Genomic DNA, 19,991 nt, shown 5'->3' with positions numbered 1-19,991 from the left:
CACCGCCGCTCTGGCCAGGCCGGGAAGGCTTATTGCACTTCTACTGCCAGGCTGTCACTGATCTTTTTCTGCCAGATGGCAGGACCGGTGATGTGTACCGACTCGCCGTTGCTGTCCACGGCGACGGTGACGGGCATGTCCTTGACCTCGAACTCGTAGATCGCTTCCATGCCCAGTTCGGCGAAGGCCAGCACCTTGGACTTCTTGATCGCCTGGGCCACCAGGTAGGCGGCGCCACCGACGGCCATCAGGTACACGGCCTTGCTGTCCTTGATCGCGTCGATGGCGGTCGGGCCGCGCTCGGACTTGCCGATCATGCCCAGCAGGCCGGTTTGCTCGAGGATCTGGCGGGTGAACTTGTCCATGCGGGTGGCGGTGGTCGGACCGGCTGGGCCCACCACTTCGTCACCGACCGGATCCACCGGGCCGACGTAATAGATGAAGCGACCCTTGAGGTCCACCGGCAGTTGTTCGCCACGGTTGAGCATCTCGACCATGCGCTTGTGCGCGGCATCGCGGCCGGTGAGCATCTTGCCGTTGAGCAGGACGGTTTCGCCCGGCTTCCAGCTTTGCACTTCTTCCGGAGTCAGGGTGTCGAGGTTGACGCGACGGGCCGATGGGCCGGCTTCCCAGACGATTTCCGGGTAGGCGTCCAGGGGCGGCGCTTCCAGGGCGGCCGGGCCCGAGCCGTCGAGCACGAAGTGCGCGTGGCGGGTGGCGGCGCAGTTGGGGATCATGCACACCGGCAGCGAAGCGGCGTGGGTCGGGTAGTCCATGATCTTCACGTCGAGCACGGTGGTCAGGCCGCCCAGGCCCTGGGCGCCGATGCCCAGCTGGTTGACCTTCTCGAACAGCTCCAGGCGCAGTTCCTCGATGCGGTTCTGCGGGCCGCGGGCCTTGAGTTCGTGGATGTCGATGGATTCCATCAACACTTCCTTGGCCATCACCGCGGCCTTCTCGGCGGTACCGCCGATGCCGATGCCGAGCATGCCAGGCGGGCACCAGCCGGCGCCCATGGTCGGCACGGTCTTGAGGACCCAGTCGACGATCGAGTCGGACGGGTTGAGCATGGCCATCTTCGATTTGTTCTCGGAGCCGCCGCCCTTGGCTGCCACGTCCACTTCCACGGTGTTGCCGGGAACGATGGAGTAGTGGATCACCGCCGGGGTGTTGTCCTTGGTGTTCTTGCGGGCACCTGCCGGGTCGGCCAGGATCGAGGCGCGCAGGACGTTTTCCGGCAGGTTGTAGGCGCGACGCACGCCCTCGTTGATCATGTCGTCCAGGCTCATGGTGGCGCCGTCCCAGCGCACGTCCATGCCTACGCGCACGAATACGGTGACGATGCCGGTGTCCTGGCAGATTGGCCGGTGGCCGGTGGCGCACATGCGCGAGTTGATCAGGATCTGTGCCATGGAGTCGCGGGCCGCTGGCGATTCTTCGCGCAGGTAAGCCTCGTGCATCGCCTGGATGAAGTCCACGGGGTGGTAGTAGGAAATGAACTGCAGGGCGTCGGCAACGCTCTGAATCAGGTCGTCTTGCTTGATCACGGTCATGAGTCGCGCTCCTCTAAAAGACGGGAACATTTAATAAGGTGACTGCAGCTTGGGTGGATCGGTCGGTTGCAGGCACCTTCCGGGTCATGTACGAAAACGGCCTGCGCGCTGACCCTGCGGCGTTGAAAACAGGCGAGGCGAGTTGTCGTGCAGAACCTTAGGCACGCCGGACAGACAACTGGCGCGACACTAAAAAGGCGCGGCAGTATACCGCGCCTGGGTGCCGGGCACACCCGCCAGGCAGGCAAACGAAAGTCGCCTGGCGCACGGGCACTGTTCTTGCCTTGCAGAGATGACTACCGCTCGGAGGACTGCCGGAAATTTGCATAGTCATTTGCCGGGCGCAGCACTAAAGTGGCGAGTGGCCTGCAGAGTAGGAAACTCTTGAGCCTCTTTATCTCACGGTGAGTCAACGATTGACCCATAAAACCATCCAGAGCTTGTTATTCAAGCGCTTCACCATCGCTGCGGGCACCTACGGACTGATCCTGCTGCTGTTCTGGCTGGCCGTTCTCACGGGGCACTACCGGGCATCCACCGGCAGTGCACTGCTGGGCACGGTCCTGGTCCTGGCCAGCCAGGGATTGTTGTGCTGGGTATTTCTCAGTGGGCGCAACCTGCGCCTGGCCGATCCCAGCCTGACCGAGGTCCAGGTGGTCCTGGGCATCGCCTGGCAGACCTGGCTGGTCGCCTTGCTCGACCAGGCCCGGGGCGCCTTCCTGGTGTTCTATGTCCTGCCGCTGCTGTTCGGCCTGTTCCATTTGTCGCGCCGGGCCTACCTGCGTTGCACGGTGCTGATCTTCTTCTGCTTTGCCGGCGTCAATCTCTGGGACGGCTATCACTTTGCCCTCGACGACCCGCAGCTGGCGGCGCTGCAGGTCTGCGTACTGCTGGTGATGCTGGTGTGGTTGTGCCTGTACGCCGCCTATGTCCAGGCCTCGCGCTCACGCATGCGCCAGCGCCGATTCGCCTTGCAGGCCCACCAGGACACCTTGCGCGGCATGATGCGCCAGCTCGAGGACCTGGTGGCCACCGACGAGCTGACCGGCTTGTTCAACCGCCGGCACTTCCTGCGTATCGCCGGCCGCGAGCTTCAGGCCATGGACCGGCTGCAGGTCCACGGCTTGGCGCTGATCGACCTGGATCACTTCAAGCGTATCAACGATATCCATGGCCATGCCGCGGGCGACCAGGTATTGCAGGCGTTTTCCGCGGTGGCCACCGCGTGCCTGCGGGACGGCGATGTGCTGGCGCGTTATGGCGGCGAAGAATTCGTGGTGCTGCTGCCCGAATGCGATGCCGAGCGCCTGACCTCCTGCTGCGAGCGCCTGCGCCTGGCCTTCATGCAAGTGCAACTGGTGGGCCTGGACATCCCCGACCTCAGCCTGTCGGCAGGCATGACCCTGCTGCAGGCCGGCGACGAGCTGGATAACGCCTTGCAGCGCGCCGACCAGGCGCTGTATCGGGCCAAGCGCGATGGGCGCAATCGTTGCTGTGCAGCCTGGGAAACACTCGATGCCTGAATTGACCGTGGGCGGCCAGCGCTGGCAGGTGGCGCCTGGCAGCAACCTGCTGGATGCATTGAACCAGGCAGGGGTGGCCGTTCCCTATAGCTGTCGGGCCGGTAGCTGCCATGCCTGCCTGGTGCACTGCGTCCAGGGCTTGCCCGCCGACATCCGGCCCGATGCCTTGAGCAACGAGCAGCGGCAACTGGGCTGGCGCCTGGCGTGCCAATGCCAAGTGGTAGAAAACCTGCAGGTAGAGACCTTCGATCCTTTGCGTGATGGCTTGCCCGCCACGGTCATAGGTATCGATTGGCTGTCCACCACCGTCCTGCGCCTGCGCCTGCAACCCGGTCGGCCGCTGCGCTACCGGGCCGGCCAGCACCTGGTGCTGTGGACCGCCAGCCGGATCGCCCGGCCATACTCCCTGGCCAGCCTGCCCGAGGATGATCGCTTCCTGGAGTTCCATCTCGATTGCCGCCATCCGGGGCAATTCAGCGACGCGGCCCGCCAGTTGCAAGTGGGCGATCCGCTACGCCTGGGGGAGTTGCGCGGCGGTGCCCTGCATTACGATCCGGACTGGCAGCAGCGGCCGCTCTGGCTGCTGGCCGCGGGGACCGGCCTGGCACCGTTGTTCGGGGTGCTGCGCGAGGCCTTGCACCAGGATCACCAAGGCCCCATCCGGGTCATTCACGTGGCCCATGATGCGAGCGAGCACTACCTGGCCAAACCCCTGGCGGCACTGGCGGCCAATCGTCCCGAACTGACCGTGGACCTGCTGGAGGGGGCGCAGCTGGCGTCGTTCCTGGCGCAATTGCGGCTTGTTTCCCGGCAAACCCAGGCCTTACTCTGCGGTCACCCTGACAGTGTCGAAGCCTTCGCCAGGCGCCTCTACCTGGCTGGGTTGCCGCGCAACCAACTGCTGGCCGATGTGTTCCTGCCTCGTGGTTGAGTGCTGATTCCCCCAGAGCGAGATCCCCATGACCGATGCCATCGAGTTGCAACGCGAGGGCGGGCTGCTGACCCTGCGCCTGAACCGCCCCGACAAGAAGAATGCCCTGACCCGCGCCATGTACAGCCGCCTGGCCGAGGTCCTGGTCGAGGCCGATGCCGACCCTGAAATCAACGCGCTGCTGATCTGCGGAAGCAGCGAGTGCTTCACCGCCGGCAATGACATCGCCGACTTTCTCCAGCAACCGCCTACCGACCTGGATAGCCCGGTGTTCCACTTCATGCGCAGCCTGCTGGAGTGCCGCAAGCCGGTGGTGGCGGCGGTGGCCGGCCCGGCGGTGGGCATCGGCACCACCTTGCTGCTGCATTGCGACCTGGTCTATGTCAGTCGTGACGCGCGCTTGCGCATGCCGTTCGTCAACCTCGGATTGTGTCCGGAGTTCGGCTCTAGCCTGATCCTGCCGCGCCTGTTGGGCCAGGCCAGGGCCGCCGAGTTGCTGTTGCTGGGCGAGGGTTTTTCCGGTGAACAGGCAGCCGCCTGGGGTATCGCCACCGCTGCCCTGGAAAGCGGCGCGGCGGCCCTGGCCAAGGCCCGGGAAGCGGCTTTGCGTTTCAGCCAGCTGGCGCCGGGAGCTGTGCAGGTCAGCAAGCAACTGATGAAGGCCCCGGATCGTGAGCTGCTGCGCCGGGTCATCGAGGAGGAGGGCAAGCTGTTCACCCAGCGCCTGCGTTCACCGGAAGCGATCGCTGCCTTGTCCGGGTTCCTCGCCAAGAGCTGAGAGCGCCAGTATTGGCGCTATGCGGAAAAACCCTGCTCACATGAAAAAGCCCCGGCGTGTTCACGCCGGGGCTTTTTTGTCTCGCGCGGAGCCTGAATCAGACTACCGGATCGCCAACGTGCAGGATCTTCATGCCGTTGGTGCCACCGGTGGTGTGGTAGCTATCGCCCTTGGTGAGGATCACCCAGTCGCCTTTTTCCACGACGCCACGCTTGAGCAGTTCGTCGATGGCGGCCTGGCTGACCTGCTCCGGAGGCAGCGATGCCGGGTCGAACGGAATGGTGTAAACACCACGGAACATGGCGGCCCGGGCCTGGGTCTCACGATGCGGGGAGTAGGCGTAGATCGGCACCGAGGAGCGGATCCGCGACATGATCAACGGGGTGTAGCCACTCTCGGTCAGGGCGATGATCGCCTTCACGCCGGGGAAGTGGTTGGCGGTGTACATGGCGGCCAGGGCGATGCTCTGGTCGCAGCTTTCGAACACCTTGCCCATGCGGTGGCTGGAGGTCTTGCTGGTCGGGTGCTTTTCCGCACCGACGCAGACCCGCGCCATGGCCTGGACCGCTTCGAGCGGGTAGGAACCGGCGGCGCTTTCCGCCGAGAGCATGACCGCGTCGGTGTAGTCGAGCACGGCGTTGGCCACGTCGGATACTTCGGCACGGGTCGGCATCGGGTTCTGGATCATCGACTCCATCATCTGGGTCGCCACGATCACCGCCTTGTTGTGGCGGCGGGCGTGCAGGATGATTTTCTTCTGGATGCCCACCAGCTCGGCATCGCCGATTTCCACGCCCAGGTCGCCACGGGCGACCATCACCGCATCACTGGCCTTGATCAGGCCATCGAGGGTTTCGTCGTCGGCCACGGCTTCGGCGCGTTCGATCTTGGCCACCAGCCAGGCGGTACCACCGGATTCGTCGCGCAGTTGGCGCGCATATTCCATGTCGGCGGCATCACGGGGGAAGGACACGGCCAGGTAGTCGACCTGCATCTCGGCTGCCAGCTTGATGTCGGCCTTGTCTTTTTCGGTCAGGGCCGGGGCGGTCAGGCCACCACCACGACGGTTGATGCCCTTGTGGTCCGACAGCGGGCCGCCGACGGTCACCACGCAATGCAGTTCGGTGGCGGTGGCGGTTTCCACCCGCATCACCACGCGGCCGTCGTCCAGCAGCAGTTCGTCGCCGACGCCGCAGTCCTTGACCAGGTCCGGATAGTCGATGCCGACGATTTCCTGGGTACCTTCGGTCAGCGAATGGCTGGTGGAGAAGATGAACTTGTCACCGATCTTCAATTCGATGCGCTTGTTGGTGAACTTGGCGATGCGGATCTTCGGGCCTTGCAGGTCGCCGAGGATCGCCACGAAGCGCCCATGCTTGGCGGCCAGGTCGCGGACCAGTTGGGCGCGGGCCTTGTGCTCGGCGGGAGTACCGTGGGAGAAGTTCAGACGGGCGACATCCACGCCAGCGAGAATCAGTTGTTCGAGAACTTCCGGCGAGTTACTGGCCGGGCCAAGGGTGGCGACGATTTTGGTACGACGAACGGACATGCACGGACTCCTGAATTCAAGCGCAACGAGAGGCTACTATGCTCCGCAGTTGTAGTCATTGTTCGTTTGCACTACTTAAATGCTTTGTTTGTTTGCAGCGACAACCTTGAAGATTTTCGCCAATGAGTCGATACACTGCACAAGACAGGAGATACCCCATGCGATTCGTACTCATTGCTGCCCTGGCCGTCAGTGTTGTCGGCTGTACCCGCTGGTCCATGGACCACCATCTGAACAATGCCTACCGCGCCTATGACGCTGGCAGTTGCGAGCGAGTGATGCTCGAGCTGAGCCAGGTCGATCGCGCCAGTCGTGCGCGGCGCTATATCCAGCCTGAAGTGTCGATGCTGCGTGGCCAGTGCCTGGAGCGCCAGAAGCTGTTCGTCGACGCCGTCCAGACCTACCAGTTCATCATCACCCAGTACCCCACCAGCGAATATGCCTACCGCGCCCGGGCGCGCCTGGACACCTTGCAGCAACTGGGACACTACCCGGCCAATGGTGCGGCCCAGGTTCGTCGCACCGCCTTGTGAGATCCTCTCGGGGCATTGCCATCGCCCCGGGTGCTTGAGCTAACATTCGTACATGCGGCCCTGCAGGCGTAGTTCTGCAGGTGCGGTTCGAAGACTGCCCCCGAACTTCTCCGGGGCAGGGGCATGGAGCCCTATGGCGACGTTGCTCGCCTACCTGGCCGGGAGAGCGAGCCAGTATCGGGGCCGTTCCGAAGCACTAGCGCGGTCATGCTTAATGACCTTTGCATAGCGATACCCAGCATGTTCACGGAACGTCGGATCGAACGGCAGCAGCTGCCGTCTTTTTTGAAGGTCTTCAACCGGTTCACCGACAAGCCCGTCGGGTTCCTCGGTAATCTCTCGGCCGATGGGCTGATGCTGATCAGCCAATTGCCGATGTTGGTCGGTGGCGAGTTCGAGTTGCGGGTCAAGGTGCCAGCGGGCGAAGGCCAGTTGCAATTGGTGGATTTCAGCGCCCGTTGCCTGTGGTGTCACGAGGACCTTACGCCCCATCACTACGACAGTGGCTTCAGCCTGCAGCGTTCCTCGCCGGAACTGGCCGAGCTGGAGCAGGCCCTGCGGCATTACTTCAGCTTCTATCCATTGCAGGCCTCGGCCTGACTCCCCGGGCAGCCGCTACAGGCTGCCTGCTTTCTTCCAGTTCAGATAACGGCTTACCAGCTCGGCGCCCAGCTCTCCCGGACGGACGTCGAGCAGGCTGATGCCGTGGGCGCCCAGGCGCTCGTGGAGCTCGGCGCGGCTGTTGAGGTAGTGGACCGTAGCGCTATAGGTCAACGCCTCGGAGAGGGTCTGCACCGGCGTCTGACGCACCTGGTCGAGGACTTCTTCGCGCAGGCTGGCCACCAGCACCCGATGCTGGCGCCCGATGCGCTTGACCGCCGTTAGCAGTTCCTGGTCGTCCTCGTCCCGCAGGTTGGTGACCAGCACCACTAGCGCGCGGCGCTTCTGCCGGGCCAGCAGTTCGCTGGCGGCGGCCTGGTAGTCGGCGGGGCGCTGGCTGCTCTGCAGGTCGTAGACGCCGTTGAGCAACACGCTGAGCTGGGCCGGCCCCTTGACCGGTGCCAGGTAGCGTGACGGATTGGCGGCGAAGCTGCACAAGCCCACTGCATCACCCTGGCGCAGGGCCACGTAGCTCAGCAGCAGGCAGGCGTTGAGGGCGTGGTCGAAGTGCGCCAGCTCATCGTCCTGGCTGCGCATGCGGCGTCCGCCATCGAGCATGAAGATGATCTGCTGGTCGCGTTCATCCTGGTATTCCCGGGCGATCGGCGTGCGTTGGCGAGCGGTGGCCTTCCAATCGATCTGGCGCAGGCTGTCGCCCTCGCGAAATTCCCGAAGCTGGTTGAATTCCAGGCCCAGGCCCCGGCGTTGCCGCTGGCGTACCCCTAGTTGGCTGAGCCAGTTGTCCACCGCCAGCAACTGGCCGCCGTAGAGGCGGGCGAAGTCCGGGTAGACCCGGGTGCTGTCCTGGACCGCCACCAGGCGCCGGACCTGCCACAGGCCCAGTGGGCTGGGCAGGCTGATAGCGCACCGTTCGAAATCGAAGCGGCCCCGCAGCAACGGGCGCACGTTGTAGCTCACGCGGCTGGCATGGCCGGGCTCGAGGCTGGCCGACTGCGGCAGGTGTTCGAAGGCCAGGCCCTGGGGCGGATGATCGAACAGCTGCACATCCAGTGCCTGTCCATGGGCGTGGCGGATTTCCAGTTGCACTTCGCTCCAGCGTCCCAGGGGCAGGCTGCCGGGCAGATGCCGGCGTACCTGCAGCGCAGGCAGGCGCCAGGCGCGCCAGGCGTCGAGCAGGGCCAGCAACGACAACGCCAGCACCAGGCCCCAGGCGACCGAGTCCAGGCGTGGGGCGATCTCCACGCCCAGGGCCCGGGTCGCTCCGAGAATGGTGCCCAGGCCGGCCAGGACGCCGAGCCAGATCAGCAGTAAACGGGTCGGTTTCATCACCGTTGGCCGCTCACAGGCGTGGTGCCGGAATTTGTTCGAGCATCTGCTGGAGCACCTGTTCCACCGACAGGCCCTCGATGTCCAGTTCCGGGGCGACACGCACCCGATGGCGCAATACGGCCATGGCGCAGCCCTTGATGTCGTCGGGAATCACGAAGTCGCCACCGCGCAGCAACGCCCGGGCCCGACCGCCGCGTACCAGGGCGATGGACGCCCGCGGGCCGGCGCCGAGGGTCAGGCCCGGCCAGCTGCGAGTCGCCCGGGCCAGGCGCACGGCGTAGTCGAGCACCTGGTCGTCCAGCGGCAGCTCGCTGGCGATGCGTTGCAGGTCCTGCACATCCTCGGCCTGCAGCACGGTGCGCAGGGGTTGCACATCGAGCATGTCGGCGCGGGTCGAGCGCGCCACCTGGCGGACCATCTCCAGCTCCTGGACGGCGTCCGGGTAGTCCATGCGCAGCTTGAGCATGAAGCGATCCAGCTCGGCTTCGGGCAGCGGATAAGTGCCTTCCTGCTCGATGGGGTTCTGTGTGGCCAGGACCATGAACGGCTGGGCAATGGGCAGCGCCCGGCCTTCGAGGGTCACCTGGCGTTCCTGCATGGCTTCCAGGAGGGCGGCCTGGGTCTTGGCCGGCGCGCGGTTGATCTCGTCGGCCAGCAGCAGGTTGGTGAACAGCGGCCCCTTGCGCAGCTTGAATTGCTCGCTGGCAAGGTCATACACCGCATGGCCGGTGACGTCGCTGGGCATCAGGTCGGGAGTGAACTGGATACGTGCGAAATCGCCGTCGAAACAGCGGGCCAGGGCACGTACCAGCAGGGTCTTGCCCAGGCCTGGAACACCCTCGAGCAGCACGTGGCCCCCGGCGATCAGCGCCGTCAGCACGTCGTCGATCACCGCTTGCTGGCCGATCACGGCCTTCTGCAGTTCCTGGCGCACCGCCTGGGCCAGCTGGCTGGCCCGTTGCCGCTGCTGGGGCGCTGTGGCTGGGGACGGCTCGGCGCAGGCAAGTGGTTCTGCGGATTGTTCACTCATGGATTACGCAACCTTACTGACGGTTAGTTTTTAGCGCCCATAACACAGGCGCATAACCAAAATTTCTCGCGCTTGTGTCCTGCAGGCCGGCTGGGAGACTGACCAGCCATGCGCATTCTATCCATGCAGTCAGTTTGATTGCATCAAAGCCTGCCATCCTGGCCTTGATCGTTGGGGCTGCTCGAATCACCGCTCTTGATCGAGACGACATTCAGACATTGGCAGGCGGCGCTACGACTCTCTTGCTGTCGGCAGGAGAGGGCGCCGCCGTTGGCTGAATTCTGGGAGTAAGGCCCAGGTTGTAACGCTGCGGCTGCAACAGATGGACGCCACCATCCACGTTGGCTGGGCTAATCCAGCTGGCTAGCAGGGTTTGTCGCCGGGTCATGCCACAAGCTTGATATGAGAGGGGCTAATTCGAGAATTTCTTTTATTTCTTTTTTTTCAAAGGCATTGGTTGTGTTGAAACGGTAGGACGCGGAAAAGAAGTAGTTGTCGCCTTCTGTTGCACCCTCAGGGGTTTTTCTATATCGCTCGCTGGTCTTTCCGAAGTGGATGTTTCTGGCTAGCAATTCTTCAAGATGGACTGCGCGGCATCTTATCTCTGTCTCGCTTGATAGCGAGCTGTTCAAGATGGTGTATCGATTTATTAGCATATTTCTTAGATTGATGGTTTTTCTGATCGAGCTGTACAAGTCGATATTCAGTGCTTGCTGAATGACGTCGATGATATTGAAGGCCTTGCTGCCGTCGGTGTGTTCTTTTGCGTAGGAATAAAGGTCATTGTCGATGCCGACTGCAAGGAAGATGCAGTTTTTCATTTTTACGAATTCATTTCTCGTTTCGATCATTCTATTGATGGGAATGCTGTTGAGTGCAAGAAAGAGTGAATAGCAGATTTGTGCGCCAAAACTTGAAGCTCTAATTGCGCAATATGTATTGAGGGATATGCTAGATTTTGCCTGGTTGCTGCATATTTCCCAGATGAAACCTGACATTTGATTGCTTACGGCGTTCATCAGGTGCATGTGGTTTTTGCGGGGTAGTTGCTTCATGAACCTTTGCCGTATGTCGATAAAGGATTTTATTGCGGGATGCTGGTCATCCAGGCTTGGGTTCTGCTCGTGATCGAACTCGCAGATGAATTTAATGGTGCTGAGCAACTCGATAGTGCTATCGGTCGTGTTGGCGGAAGCGCTATTTTCAATTATGTCGTCTATGACCAATATCCAGGATGCCAGGTCGAATACGACGTTGATGAACTTGTTGTCGATGCAGGGGTGTATGAGGCGTATGTACTGCGAGGCCGTGTGTACGACGGCTTCGGCAAAACTGCCGTCTTCGATGAGCTGCATTTTCTTCAGCCATAGGGTGCTCCCAAGCAGCTCGGTGTTTTGAGAGTGGTGAGGCTTGAAGTCGAAAGGGAGATAGAGCCGGGTATCGTCATCAGTCATGCTGTTCATTGAGAACCGCCACCTTTCAATCATGATTATTGGTGATCAAATTAAGAACGAAGTGCTGGCGCTTCTATTGTTGGGTTTCGGATCAAGCTTGATCTCATTGCCAGTGGCCTCTTGCCTGGTGTTTGTCGGCGCGGTTGCCCAGTGGGTCATCAATGGCCAAGTTGTCCCCTGGGTGTCTATGGCTATCTAGATGACTTGGGGTTTTATTGGCCCTGAAATCCCCATGCTTCGTAGCAGGGCGATAACTTTTCACCAGGTATTGGAACAGTATGGCTGTCCTTGAACAGAGGGTTTTATAAGGTGGCTCGGGAGAGTTTGGAAAGCTGTAGAACTGGCGGCTTCATATGGCGCTTTCGCGAAACTGCTTGCAGAGATACACAATGATGGCCGGCAGTATTCTTCTGCGTTATGCGCAACATGGCTGATAGCTGGGATTGGAGTTGCAAGTTCCTTGTCGTTGGAGGCGCTAACGAATCTTGCTCGGTAGCTGGAACAAGTCAAGCTGCTGTTTTGCCATTGCCAGAATGTTGATTTGTCTTGTGGGAATCGTTCCCAATAGCAGTCTCTATCCATGATGTTTTTCGCTTGAGTATGTTCGGTAAGCGTCAGTAGATGGTTTTATAGTTGGTTGTGTTTTTCAGTCCGATGTTGCGTCATGACCAAGGAGATTGAAAAGAGGAGGGGGAATCTGGTGTGTGTCAGGTTTGGAAACGCAACAGTAAAAGTACCCAGGTTGGGCCCGCAGGCTCTCAATAGTTTCTAGCACATCCCATGATGCTGATTAGCACGTTTGGCTATATCGGGAGCTTGCGATGTTCAAGCCTGGTCTAGTGGGTTTTAGTGCCTGTGCCCTCATCAACTGTGATGGGCTCTCGTAGGCTGAGGCTGTCCCGGGGTATCGCTATCGCAATGCTTTGGTTGTCGTGTGGGACAAAAGATCACAAGGCATTCCTGAGGGTTTGCAACTGGGCAACCAGGTGGCTGAAGTCGGTACTGGACAGCCGTTGCCCGGACCGCGGTTGCAGTGCTTGCCTGGCTGCCTCCACGGGCTGCTGGCTGAGCAGCGCGAGCACTTCGCACTGGGCTTGGAGCTCGAGTTGTTCGAAGCCCGGGTGTCGGCGCCGGGCCCGGCGCCGGATGTCCAGTTGCAGGGCCTGCACCAAGGGGCCCTGGCCGCCATGGCGAAGAATGAAACCGGCACTGGCGCGCAGGTGCTCGAGTAGCTGGCGCCGGGCCTTGGGCGCCGGTGCCAGCAATGGGCCCTGGCGGAATCCGGCGTGCCACAGCCACAGGACGATGAGCAGGCCGAGGGCCACCAGCGCCTGGGGGAAGTTCTTCCACAACAGTTGCCAGAGATTCGGATGGTTGGTGTCGAACAGCAACGTCACCGCGGTATCGGCGTTCAGGTACCACAACAGCCAGGCGTTGTCGTAGCGACCGATGGCCGGGCTCTTCCAGATATCGGCATCGGTCAGCACGGTGATGCTGCCCTTGCCGTGCTCGAGCTGCAGCATGTGGGTGGCCACGCCGCTGCTGGCCCAGGACTGCGCCAGGCCTTGCGGGTCTTCGAGGTGGTAGGCGGTATCGAAGCTGATGTAGGCCGGGGCCCGCTCGCCTTCGACATGGACCTTGGTCAGCTTCGGATAAGCGTCGTCCGCCTCCGGCTCCGGTGGTTCCTCGAGGTCCTCGCTCATCATCTGCTGCACCTGGACCCGGTCCAGCAGCAGGTCGCCGCTTTGCTCGGTCTCCTCGTCCCACAGCGCTTCGGCGACGAACACCAGGTGCCCGCCGGCACGGGCCCAGTCCAGTACCTGGTCGGCCTGGTGTGGGCTCATGTTCGAGCGGTCCCCGAGCATCAGCAGGCTATTGCCGGCAGGCTTGAGAGTCGCCAGCACCTCCAGGCCATTGGCGTGTTCCACCTTGAGGCCACGTTCGCGCAGGAACATCTGCGCCGCCAGGTATGGGTTGGCCAGGGCTTGCGGCGACGGACCGTGATCCACCAGCTCCTGGTAGGGCGTGGCATGGCGATAGAGGTAATAGCCGGCAGTGCCGAGCACCAGGATCACCAGCAGGGCGAGGATGCCCCATACGGTACGACTCATGATGCGACTCCTGGGCCGAAGAGCTGGCGCCAGCCATCGCACAGGCGTGGCTGCGCCTCGGTGCCGGGAACCTGGTGCCCGTAGGCCATGTTCTGCCAATGCCGGGTCAGTTCGATGCTGAAGCTCTCCAGCTGCGGGTGCCGCAGGGCCTTGATCCGTTCCAGCACCTGGCCTTCGGTGTCGCCGATGTCCAGGGGCAGGTGGAAGTCTTCCAGCAGGCGGCTGAGCAGGGCCCGATAGAGCAGGCCCAGGGCTTCGCGCGGTTGGCTTGGCCAGAGCGCGGCGGCATGGGCCGCGACATCATCCGGCAAGGTCTGGCTGCCGACCTCCAGGCCGAACAGTTGCTGAGGCATGGCCGGCGGACGGGTCTTGCGTGGCTGCGGGCGCCAGCCGACGAAAGTGCGCAACCAGTCGCGATATCGCCACAGCAACCATGCCAGCGCCCCCAGCAGCAGCCCCCAGAGCAATATCTCCAGGCCTTTGCCCAGGGCGTTGAAGTTGCTCTTGCCCAGGCCTTCCAGCAGATCCTTGAGCCAACCCGGGGGCTTGCCCTTGGCGTCTTTTTTCTGTGGTTGCTCTTCGCCGAAGCGATAGCGGGTCACCGATTCTTGATTCTTGAACGGTGGCTTTGCCAGGATGCCCTTGATGCTGTCCTGCGCCGCCTTGCTGGTAAGCGGCTGTTGCAGCAGGCGCGGACTCTCGGGACCAGCCACGACCTGCTTGGCATTGCTGGCGGTGGCGGCCCAGAGCGACTGGCTGGGTGCCAGCCACAACGCGCCCAGTACCAGCAGCAAGGCGCTGGCACCGGCCAGGCGCTGGCGCAGGCGGCGGAACACCAGTTCGATGTCCCAGGCTTCCAGCTCAGTGCGGCGGTTGAGGTACAGGCTGAAGCCGCAGGCTACGTAGAGCGGCTCCCAGACCACCAGCACCAGGGCGTAGAAGGCATTGGTCAGGTGTTCCAACCATAGCCAGTCCTGCTGGGCGGCGACGATCAGGGTCTGCCAGTTCCAGTCCAGTTCCACTTGCTGCGGCAATAATAGGTAGAACAACGCCATCAGGCCGATCCACAGCGCGCCTTCCAGGTGCACCCCGATCACTGTCAGCCAGCGTGCGGCCCCGGCATTGCGCTGCAGCAGTACCCCCAGGCGTTGCTGGCGGGCATCGCCGCTCAACCCCTCGAGTTGCATTACCGGCATCAGGAAGCTGCGGCTCATGCTCAAGCGGCGCCAGGTCAGGCTGGCCAGCAGTTGCGGCTTGAGCAGGCGTGGCCATTGCCGCAAAGCCTGGCCCAGGCTCGGGGTATCGCCGAACAGCGCCTTGGACAGGATGAACAGCGGCAGGCGCTCGAAGGCCGGCTTCAGCCACCAGAACAACAGCAATGCCAGGGATGGCCAATCCCAGAGCAACAGGCTCAGCAGGGCGAACACCGGTAAGCTGACGATGGCCCAACTGGTCATCAACAAGCCCCGGTGGCGCTGGCCCATGAGCATGCCCAGGTCCATGGCTTCCCAGGCGTTGCGCGGGCGGATCACCACGCTGGCATCACTCAGGCGCATGGGGGACTCTTCCGGCAAGGCCCAGGTAGGACAGGACCAGGGCCCACAGCGCCGCGCCGACGCTGTACTTGAGCCAGGGCGCGGGCCAGGTCATGGAGGACCAATAGGCCTCGATGAAGGCTGCGATCAACAGGAAGACGATCACCCCATAGACCAATTGCACGCTGATTCGCGCCGCCTGCAACAGGGCTTCACCACGAGGCAGGCGACCAGGGGCGATCAGCGCCCAACCCAGCTTCAGGCCTGCGGCACCGGACAGGGCGATGGCCGTGAGCTCGAAGGCGCCATGGCCGATGACGAAAGGCCAGAAGGTCTGGCCGAAACCGATTTGGGTCAGGTGGCCGGCGATGGCCCCGATGATCAGGCCATTGAAGACCAGGAAGAACACGCTGCCCAGGCCGAACAGCAGGCCGCTGGCGAACGTCTGAAAGGCGATGCCGATGTTGTGCATGATGTAGTAGCCGAACATCACCCAGTCTTCGCTGGAGGCGCGTTCGACGGCGCGACCCAGGTGACCGGCGGCCGGGTCGTACATGCCGCGCATTTCGCCCACCTGCTGTTGGCTGATCAGGCTGTAGACCAGTTCGGGATACAGGTACACCAGCAGACCGATGCCCAGCAGGCTGACGAAGAACAGCAGGCTGGCGATCGTTACCAGGCGCCACTCCTGGCGCACCAGGCGCGGGAAGCCGGCCAGCAGGAAGCCCAGCACGTTGGCGCTGATGGCGGTGCGCCGGCGGTATAGCTGCTGGTGGCCGCGCAGCGCCAGCTGTTGCAGCGGATCGATCAAGTAGCTGCTGTAGCCGCGCTCCTGGGCCAGGGCCAGGTGCTGGCACAGGCGCCGGTAGTCCTGGACGAAGGTCTGGCATCGCTCGGCCTTGGCCCGGCCTTGTTCAAGTTGCTCGAGCAGTTGTGCGAAGTGCTGCCATTGGGCCTGGTGGCGGCTCTCGAAAAGACTTTGCTTCATGTCGCTCCCAGGAAACCGCGGGCAATGCCGTTGAGTTCGGCAGTGGCCTGGGCGGTGGGTACGTGCAGCGGCTGGGCCAGGATGGCCGCCAGCTCCTGGGTCCGTTCAGCGGACAGCTGGGCCTGGCGCTCGGCGAAACCGAGGATCGCCCGTTGTTCATCCAGGCTCAGGGCGAAGGGCGCGCTGCGGGGCGTGGCCGGGGGAAGTTGCGGCCGTTCGACTGTCTGCTCGCGATAGATCACCAGGGTACCGGCGGCCAGGTCGCCCAGGCGCTTGAAGGCCGGGTGCTGCAGGCAACTGATGGCGCCGAGGAAGTAAGCGAACGGCAGCATGTCGGCAAAGCGCAGCAGGTTGCGGGTCAGGGAGGCGCTCCAGCCGATCGGCGTGCCATCGTCCTGTACCACCCGCAGCCCCATCATCTGCTTGCCGGGGGAGCGGCCCTGGTTCAGCACCTCGAACAGCACCATGTACCACCAGCTGATCAGGAACAGCAGGATCGAACCCAGGCCGATGCCGATCTCGCCGAAAAAGCCCAGGGCGACGAACAGCACGCCCATGACCAGGGCGCGGATGCCCAGATCCAGGCCATAGGCCAGGGCACGAACCAGCAGTCCCGCCGGTCGCAGTGGCAGATCGATACCCTCCGGGGTCTCGACCTGGTAACGCGTATCCAATGGCGGGGGCAGCGATGCGTTCCTTGGCGGTGCTGGTGTTTCGGACATGGGCAACTTGCTGGATGGCCTGGTGGAGAAAAATCCAGCGCCGATGCTAGCAGTGTCTGAGGGGCAAACGACATCATTAACTGCGAATTAAAGTACTTCGGGGCAGGGCTGCGGGTCGATGCGACTGGCCCTGGCGCTATGCAAGCGCCTAGACTGCGTCGGTCTTTCAGTTCAGGAACAGGCCGTGACTTCCCTCTTTTGGTACGACTACGAAACCACTGGCATCAACCCGCGCAACGACCGTCCGTTGCAAGTGGCAGGTATTCGCACCGACCTGGCGCTCAATGAAATTGACGAGCCGGTCAACCTCTATTGCCAGCCCGCCGACGATATCCTGCCGCACCCGGCAGCTTGCATGATCACCGGCATCACTCCGCAGCGCCTGGCCGAGCGCGGGTTGAGCGAGGCCGATTTCATGACCCGGGTGCATCAGCAGTTGGCCCGCCCGGGAACCTGCGGCGCGGGCTACAACACCTTGCGTTTCGACGACGAGATGACTCGCTACGGCCTGTATCGGAATTTCTTCGACCCCTATGCCCGGGAGTGGCAAGGCGGCAACAGTCGCTGGGACCTGATCGATGTGGTGCGGGCGGCCTATGCGCTGCGGCCCCAGGGTATCGCCTGGCCTGAAGAGCAGGGCCAGGTGACGCTGAAACTGGAGCGCCTGACGGCAGAGAATGGCATCGACCATGGCCAGGCCCACGAGGCCTTGTCCGATGTGCGAGCGACCATTGCCCTGGCGCGATTGATCCGCGACAAGCAGCCCAAGCTCTATGAATGGTTGTTCCAGTTACGCAGCAAGCAGCGGGTGATGGACCAGATCCGCCTGTTGCAGCCGATGGTGCACATCTCCGGGCGTTTCTCTGCCGCGCGGCATTATGTCGGCGTGGTGTTGCCCCTGGCCTGGCATCCGCGCAATCGCAATGCCTTGATCGTCTGCGACCTGCACCTGGATCCCCAAGGGCTCCTGGACCTGGATGCCCAGACGTTGCGCCAGCGCCTGTATACCCGGCGTGAAGACCTGGCCGAAGGCGAATTGCCGGTGCCGTTGAAACTCATCCATATCAATCGCTGCCCGGTTGTGGCGCCGTTGAATGTGTTGCGTGTCGAAGATCAACAGCGCCTGCACTTGGATATGGAAGAATACCAGCGCCGCGCTTTGCGTCTGAGCGAGGCTCGGGAAGTTTGGCAGGATAAACTTTCGCTGATTTACGGACCTGATGAATTCGCTGCCAGCGAGGATCCGGAGCAGCAGTTGTACGATGGCTTTATTGGTGATCGCGATCGCCGCTTGTGTGAGCAAGTACGCCAGGCCGATCCGCAGCATTTGGCTCTGCAAGAATGGCCGTTCGATGATGAGCGGTTGCCGGAACTTCTGTTCCGCTACCGTGCCCGTAACTTTTCGGAAACATTGAGCAAGGATGAGCAAGAGCGCTGGCGCGGATTCTGCCAGCAGCGTTTGCTTGATCCGCAACTGGGGGCGCCCAATACCCTGGAAAGTTTTCGGCAAGCTCTGGAGCAATCCCTGTTAAGTGCTGATCCGAGACAACGCCAGGTGCTGGAGCAGTGGCAGCAACATGTTCGTGATCTGGCCCTGCGACTGGGCCTTTAAAAAGTTGCCGGCGGCGTTCGACGTGAACGCCTGGCATAAAAAACGCCAGTGACCTGGCGTTTTTTAGTTGTAGCGAAAAGACCGTGGGTCGGTCTGCGAGCCTTAGCCCAGCAGGGTTGCCCAGCCTTCAACCACATCGCCACCCCACTTGGCTTTCCACTCTTTGAGGGTCTTGTGGTTGCCGCCTTTGGTTTCGATGACTTCACCGTTATGCGGGTTTTTGTACTGTTTAACTTTACGCGCACGCTTGGTGCCGGTGGTTTTCACAGCGGTCCGCGGCGCTTTAACTTTGGATTCCGGATCCAGCAGCGCGATGATGTCGCGCAGGGACTTGGAGTACTCGCCCATCAGGCTGCGCAGTTTGCCTTCGAACTCCAGCTCGGCTTTCAGCTTGTCGTCTTGGGACAGGTTCTTCAAACGTGCTTGCAGTTCTTTGATAGCTTCTTCTGTTGCACGGTATTCGTTGATCAGGGACATGGGGGCTACCTTGTTGGGCGCTGGGTGGCTGGATGACAATGTTGCAATAATAGTCACGGAGTTTGTACAAGTAAACATAATACCGATGCTTTATTTGGTCTTCTTAGTGTCTTTAGGCGTAACAGTCATTTCGCTATTTAAAAGAAGGGCAGGTTTTCTTGTGATATTCACAAATTAGTTGTGCGCTATTTGCAAGTGTTGCCATCTGTACTGGGAACACCGCTGGTTAAGCCTGATCTAAGGCCCTGTTGCCGGCACCGATCGGCACTGCTGGTGCAATGAATACTGCAGTTTTGCTGCGCAATGGCTAGAATGGCGACCTTTGCGAAGTTCTGGAGTTTCCCCCCCATGCGCACCTTTCGGTTGGTGATTTCTTGCCCTGACCGCGTTGGCATCGTTGCCAAAGTCAGTAACTTTCTGGCCTCCCATAACGGTTGGATCACCGAAGCGAGCCACCACTCGGACAACCAGAGCGGTTGGTTCTTCATGCGCCACGAGATTCGTGCCGACTCCCTGCCTTTTGGCCTCGAGGCATTTCGCCAGGCGTTCGCGCCCATCGCCGAAGAGTTCTCGATGGACTGGCGGATCACCGATACCGCCGAGAAAAAGCGCGTGGTGCTGATGGCCAGCCGCGAGTCCCATTGCCTGGCCGACCTGTTGCACCGCTGGCACAGCAATGAGCTGGACTGCGATATCCCTTGCGTGATTTCCAACCACGACGACCTGCGCAGCATGGTCGAATGGCACGGTATCCCGTTCTTCCACGTTCCGGTGGATCCGAAGGACAAGCAGCCGGCCTTCGCCGAGGTCTCGCGCCTGGTCAAGGAGCATGGTGCCGACGTGGTGGTGCTGGCGCGCTACATGCAGATCCTGCCGCCGCAGCTGTGCCAGGAGTACGCCCAGCAGGTCATCAACATCCACCACAGCTTCCTGCCGTCCTTCGTCGGCGCCAAGCCTTACCACCAGGCATCCCTGCGTGGCGTGAAGCTGATCGGCGCCACCTGCCACTACGTGACCGAAGAGCTGGACGCCGGTCCGATCATCGAGCAGGACGTGGTGCGGGTCAGCCATAGCGACAGCATCGAGGATATGGTGCGGTTCGGGCGTGATGTGGAGAAGATGGTGCTGGCCCGCGGCCTGCGCTACCACCTGGAAGACCGCGTGCTGGTGCACGGCAACAAGACCGTGGTGTTCTGATTGAAAAAAACCAGGAGCGGGCGCTGAATATCCCGGTCCTGGTTTGCA

Annotated in this window: 18 protein-coding genes; 8 read left to right on the top strand and 10 right to left on the bottom strand. The window is 62.0% G+C overall.

The features are described from left to right. Nucleotides 1–29 precede the first annotated feature (29 nt). Nucleotides 30–1,553: a fumarate hydratase gene (locus C4K40_RS24490; protein ID WP_053131611.1), complete on the bottom strand. Its 1,524-nt coding sequence runs from the start codon at nt 1,551–1,553 to the stop codon at nt 30–32. A 416-nt stretch (nt 1,554–1,969) separates the two neighbouring features. Here C4K40_RS24490 and C4K40_RS24480 point away from each other — a divergent pair, with 416 nt between their 5' ends. From C4K40_RS24480 to C4K40_RS24470, 3 genes are read left to right on the top strand one after another with little or no spacing between them, the layout of a single operon-like run. After that, nucleotides 1,970–3,076 (top strand): diguanylate cyclase, encoded by a 1,107-nt coding sequence (locus tag C4K40_RS24480; RefSeq protein WP_053131608.1) that lies wholly within the window; start codon nt 1,970–1,972, stop codon nt 3,074–3,076. Next, complete coding sequence (locus C4K40_RS24475) at nt 3,069–4,007, top strand: iron-sulfur-binding ferredoxin reductase (protein WP_053131605.1); 939 nt, start codon at nt 3,069–3,071, stop codon at nt 4,005–4,007. The genes C4K40_RS24480 and C4K40_RS24475 overlap by 8 nt, the downstream gene beginning before the upstream one ends. 28 nt (nt 4,008–4,035) lie before the next feature. Then, nucleotides 4,036–4,785: an enoyl-CoA hydratase-related protein gene (locus C4K40_RS24470; RefSeq protein ID WP_022640547.1), complete on the top strand. Its 750-nt coding sequence runs from the start codon at nt 4,036–4,038 to the stop codon at nt 4,783–4,785. A 97-nt stretch (nt 4,786–4,882) separates the two neighbouring features. Here the strand turns inward: C4K40_RS24470 and pyk are convergent, their stop codons facing one another. Next, a complete protein-coding gene (gene pyk, locus C4K40_RS24465; protein WP_022640546.1) occupies nt 4,883–6,334 on the bottom strand; it encodes a pyruvate kinase in 1,452 nt (483 codons plus the stop codon). 158 nt (nt 6,335–6,492) lie between these two features. On the opposite strand from pyk, the gene C4K40_RS24460 reads away from it, so the two are divergent. Then, nucleotides 6,493–6,867 (top strand): hypothetical protein, encoded by a 375-nt coding sequence (locus tag C4K40_RS24460; RefSeq protein ID WP_022640545.1) that lies wholly within the window; start codon nt 6,493–6,495, stop codon nt 6,865–6,867. Between the two features lie 240 nt (nt 6,868–7,107). Then, complete coding sequence (locus C4K40_RS24455; protein ID WP_022640544.1) at nt 7,108–7,467, top strand: PilZ domain-containing protein; 360 nt, start codon at nt 7,108–7,110, stop codon at nt 7,465–7,467. Nucleotides 7,468–7,482: 15 nt separating this feature from the next. Here the strand turns inward: C4K40_RS24455 and C4K40_RS24450 are convergent, their stop codons facing one another. From C4K40_RS24450 to C4K40_RS24440, 3 genes are all read right to left on the bottom strand, one after another. Further along, nucleotides 7,483–8,814 carry a DUF58 domain-containing protein gene (locus tag C4K40_RS24450; RefSeq protein WP_053131602.1) on the bottom strand — a complete coding sequence of 444 codons (1,332 nt, stop codon included), beginning with the start codon at nt 8,812–8,814 and terminating at the stop codon, nt 7,483–7,485. A 13-nt stretch (nt 8,815–8,827) separates the two neighbouring features. Next, nucleotides 8,828–9,847 carry a MoxR family ATPase gene (locus C4K40_RS24445; RefSeq protein WP_053131599.1) on the bottom strand — a complete coding sequence of 340 codons (1,020 nt, stop codon included), beginning with the start codon at nt 9,845–9,847 and terminating at the stop codon, nt 8,828–8,830. 350 nt (nt 9,848–10,197) lie between these two features. Further along, on the bottom strand, nt 10,198–11,301 hold the full coding sequence (locus tag C4K40_RS24440; protein WP_053131596.1) for a terpene synthase family protein: 1,104 nt from the start codon (nt 11,299–11,301) through the stop codon (nt 10,198–10,200). Here C4K40_RS24440 and C4K40_RS24435 point away from each other — a divergent pair. Further along, nucleotides 11,300–11,500: a hypothetical protein gene (locus tag C4K40_RS24435; protein ID WP_022640540.1), complete on the top strand. Its 201-nt coding sequence runs from the start codon at nt 11,300–11,302 to the stop codon at nt 11,498–11,500. The two genes, C4K40_RS24440 and C4K40_RS24435, sit on opposite strands and share 2 nt — an antisense overlap. A gap of 748 nt (nt 11,501–12,248) precedes the next feature. Here C4K40_RS24435 and C4K40_RS24430 read toward each other — a convergent pair. The 4 genes from C4K40_RS24430 to C4K40_RS24415 are packed head-to-tail and all read right to left on the bottom strand — an operon-like array spanning nt 12,249 to nt 16,657. Continuing rightward, nucleotides 12,249–13,412: a DUF4350 domain-containing protein gene (locus tag C4K40_RS24430; protein ID WP_053131592.1), complete on the bottom strand. Its 1,164-nt coding sequence runs from the start codon at nt 13,410–13,412 to the stop codon at nt 12,249–12,251. Continuing rightward, nucleotides 13,409–14,968 carry a DUF4129 domain-containing protein gene (locus C4K40_RS24425; protein WP_031320399.1) on the bottom strand — a complete coding sequence of 520 codons (1,560 nt, stop codon included), beginning with the start codon at nt 14,966–14,968 and terminating at the stop codon, nt 13,409–13,411. Before C4K40_RS24425 ends, C4K40_RS24430 begins: the two co-directional genes overlap by 4 nt. Further along, a complete protein-coding gene (locus C4K40_RS24420; protein ID WP_022640537.1) occupies nt 14,955–15,935 on the bottom strand; it encodes a stage II sporulation protein M in 981 nt (326 codons plus the stop codon). Before C4K40_RS24420 ends, C4K40_RS24425 begins: the two co-directional genes overlap by 14 nt. Continuing rightward, nucleotides 15,932–16,657, bottom strand: a complete 726-nt coding sequence (locus C4K40_RS24415) for an RDD family protein (protein ID WP_031320398.1) — start codon at nt 16,655–16,657, stop codon at nt 15,932–15,934. Before C4K40_RS24415 ends, C4K40_RS24420 begins: the two co-directional genes overlap by 4 nt. A gap of 184 nt (nt 16,658–16,841) precedes the next feature. On the opposite strand from C4K40_RS24415, the gene sbcB reads away from it, so the two are divergent. Beyond that, entirely contained in the window at nt 16,842–18,269 is a 1,428-nt protein-coding gene (sbcB, locus tag C4K40_RS24410) for an exodeoxyribonuclease I (RefSeq protein WP_022640535.1), read from the top strand. 102 nt (nt 18,270–18,371) lie between these two features. Here the strand turns inward: sbcB and mvaT are convergent, their stop codons facing one another. Beyond that, nucleotides 18,372–18,746 carry a histone-like nucleoid-structuring protein MvaT gene (mvaT, locus tag C4K40_RS24405; RefSeq protein ID WP_053131589.1) on the bottom strand — a complete coding sequence of 125 codons (375 nt, stop codon included), beginning with the start codon at nt 18,744–18,746 and terminating at the stop codon, nt 18,372–18,374. Nucleotides 18,747–19,094: 348 nt separating this feature from the next. Between mvaT and purU the strand changes: the two genes are divergently transcribed. Then, a complete protein-coding gene (gene purU, locus C4K40_RS24400; RefSeq protein WP_022640532.1) occupies nt 19,095–19,943 on the top strand; it encodes a formyltetrahydrofolate deformylase in 849 nt (282 codons plus the stop codon). Nucleotides 19,944–19,991 lie beyond the last annotated feature (48 nt).

Source organism: Pseudomonas sp. CMR5c, from assembly GCF_003850545.1.
In the GTDB taxonomy this organism is placed as follows: Bacteria; Pseudomonadota; Gammaproteobacteria; order Pseudomonadales; family Pseudomonadaceae; genus Aquipseudomonas; species Aquipseudomonas piscis.
This window is presented reverse-complemented; position numbering and strand designations above follow the sequence as displayed.

Bases quoted from the DNA above. Each gene is read 5' to 3' on its own strand.
- C4K40_RS24490 (WP_053131611.1), bottom strand. From the start codon at position 1,553: ATGACCGTGATCAAGCAAGACGACCTGATTCAGAGCGTTGCCGACGCC.
- C4K40_RS24475 (WP_053131605.1), top strand. From the start codon at position 3,069: ATGCCTGAATTGACCGTGGGCGGCCAGCGCTGGCAGGTGGCGCCTGGC.
- C4K40_RS24470 (WP_022640547.1), top strand. From the start codon at position 4,036: ATGACCGATGCCATCGAGTTGCAACGCGAGGGCGGGCTGCTGACCCTG.
- pyk (WP_022640546.1), bottom strand. From the start codon at position 6,334: ATGTCCGTTCGTCGTACCAAAATCGTCGCCACCCTTGGCCCGGCCAGT.
- C4K40_RS24460 (WP_022640545.1), top strand. From the start codon at position 6,493: ATGCGATTCGTACTCATTGCTGCCCTGGCCGTCAGTGTTGTCGGCTGT.
- C4K40_RS24455 (WP_022640544.1), top strand. From the start codon at position 7,108: ATGTTCACGGAACGTCGGATCGAACGGCAGCAGCTGCCGTCTTTTTTG.
- C4K40_RS24450 (WP_053131602.1), bottom strand. From the start codon at position 8,814: ATGAAACCGACCCGTTTACTGCTGATCTGGCTCGGCGTCCTGGCCGGC.
- C4K40_RS24445 (WP_053131599.1), bottom strand. From the start codon at position 9,847: ATGAGTGAACAATCCGCAGAACCACTTGCCTGCGCCGAGCCGTCCCCA.
- C4K40_RS24435 (WP_022640540.1), top strand. From the start codon at position 11,300: ATGCTGTTCATTGAGAACCGCCACCTTTCAATCATGATTATTGGTGAT.
- C4K40_RS24440 (WP_053131596.1), bottom strand. From the start codon at position 11,301: ATGACTGATGACGATACCCGGCTCTATCTCCCTTTCGACTTCAAGCCT.
- C4K40_RS24430 (WP_053131592.1), bottom strand. From the start codon at position 13,412: ATGAGTCGTACCGTATGGGGCATCCTCGCCCTGCTGGTGATCCTGGTG.
- C4K40_RS24425 (WP_031320399.1), bottom strand. From the start codon at position 14,968: ATGCGCCTGAGTGATGCCAGCGTGGTGATCCGCCCGCGCAACGCCTGG.
- C4K40_RS24420 (WP_022640537.1), bottom strand. From the start codon at position 15,935: ATGAAGCAAAGTCTTTTCGAGAGCCGCCACCAGGCCCAATGGCAGCAC.
- C4K40_RS24415 (WP_031320398.1), bottom strand. From the start codon at position 16,657: ATGTCCGAAACACCAGCACCGCCAAGGAACGCATCGCTGCCCCCGCCA.
- mvaT (WP_053131589.1), bottom strand. From the start codon at position 18,746: ATGTCCCTGATCAACGAATACCGTGCAACAGAAGAAGCTATCAAAGAA.
- purU (WP_022640532.1), top strand. From the start codon at position 19,095: ATGCGCACCTTTCGGTTGGTGATTTCTTGCCCTGACCGCGTTGGCATC.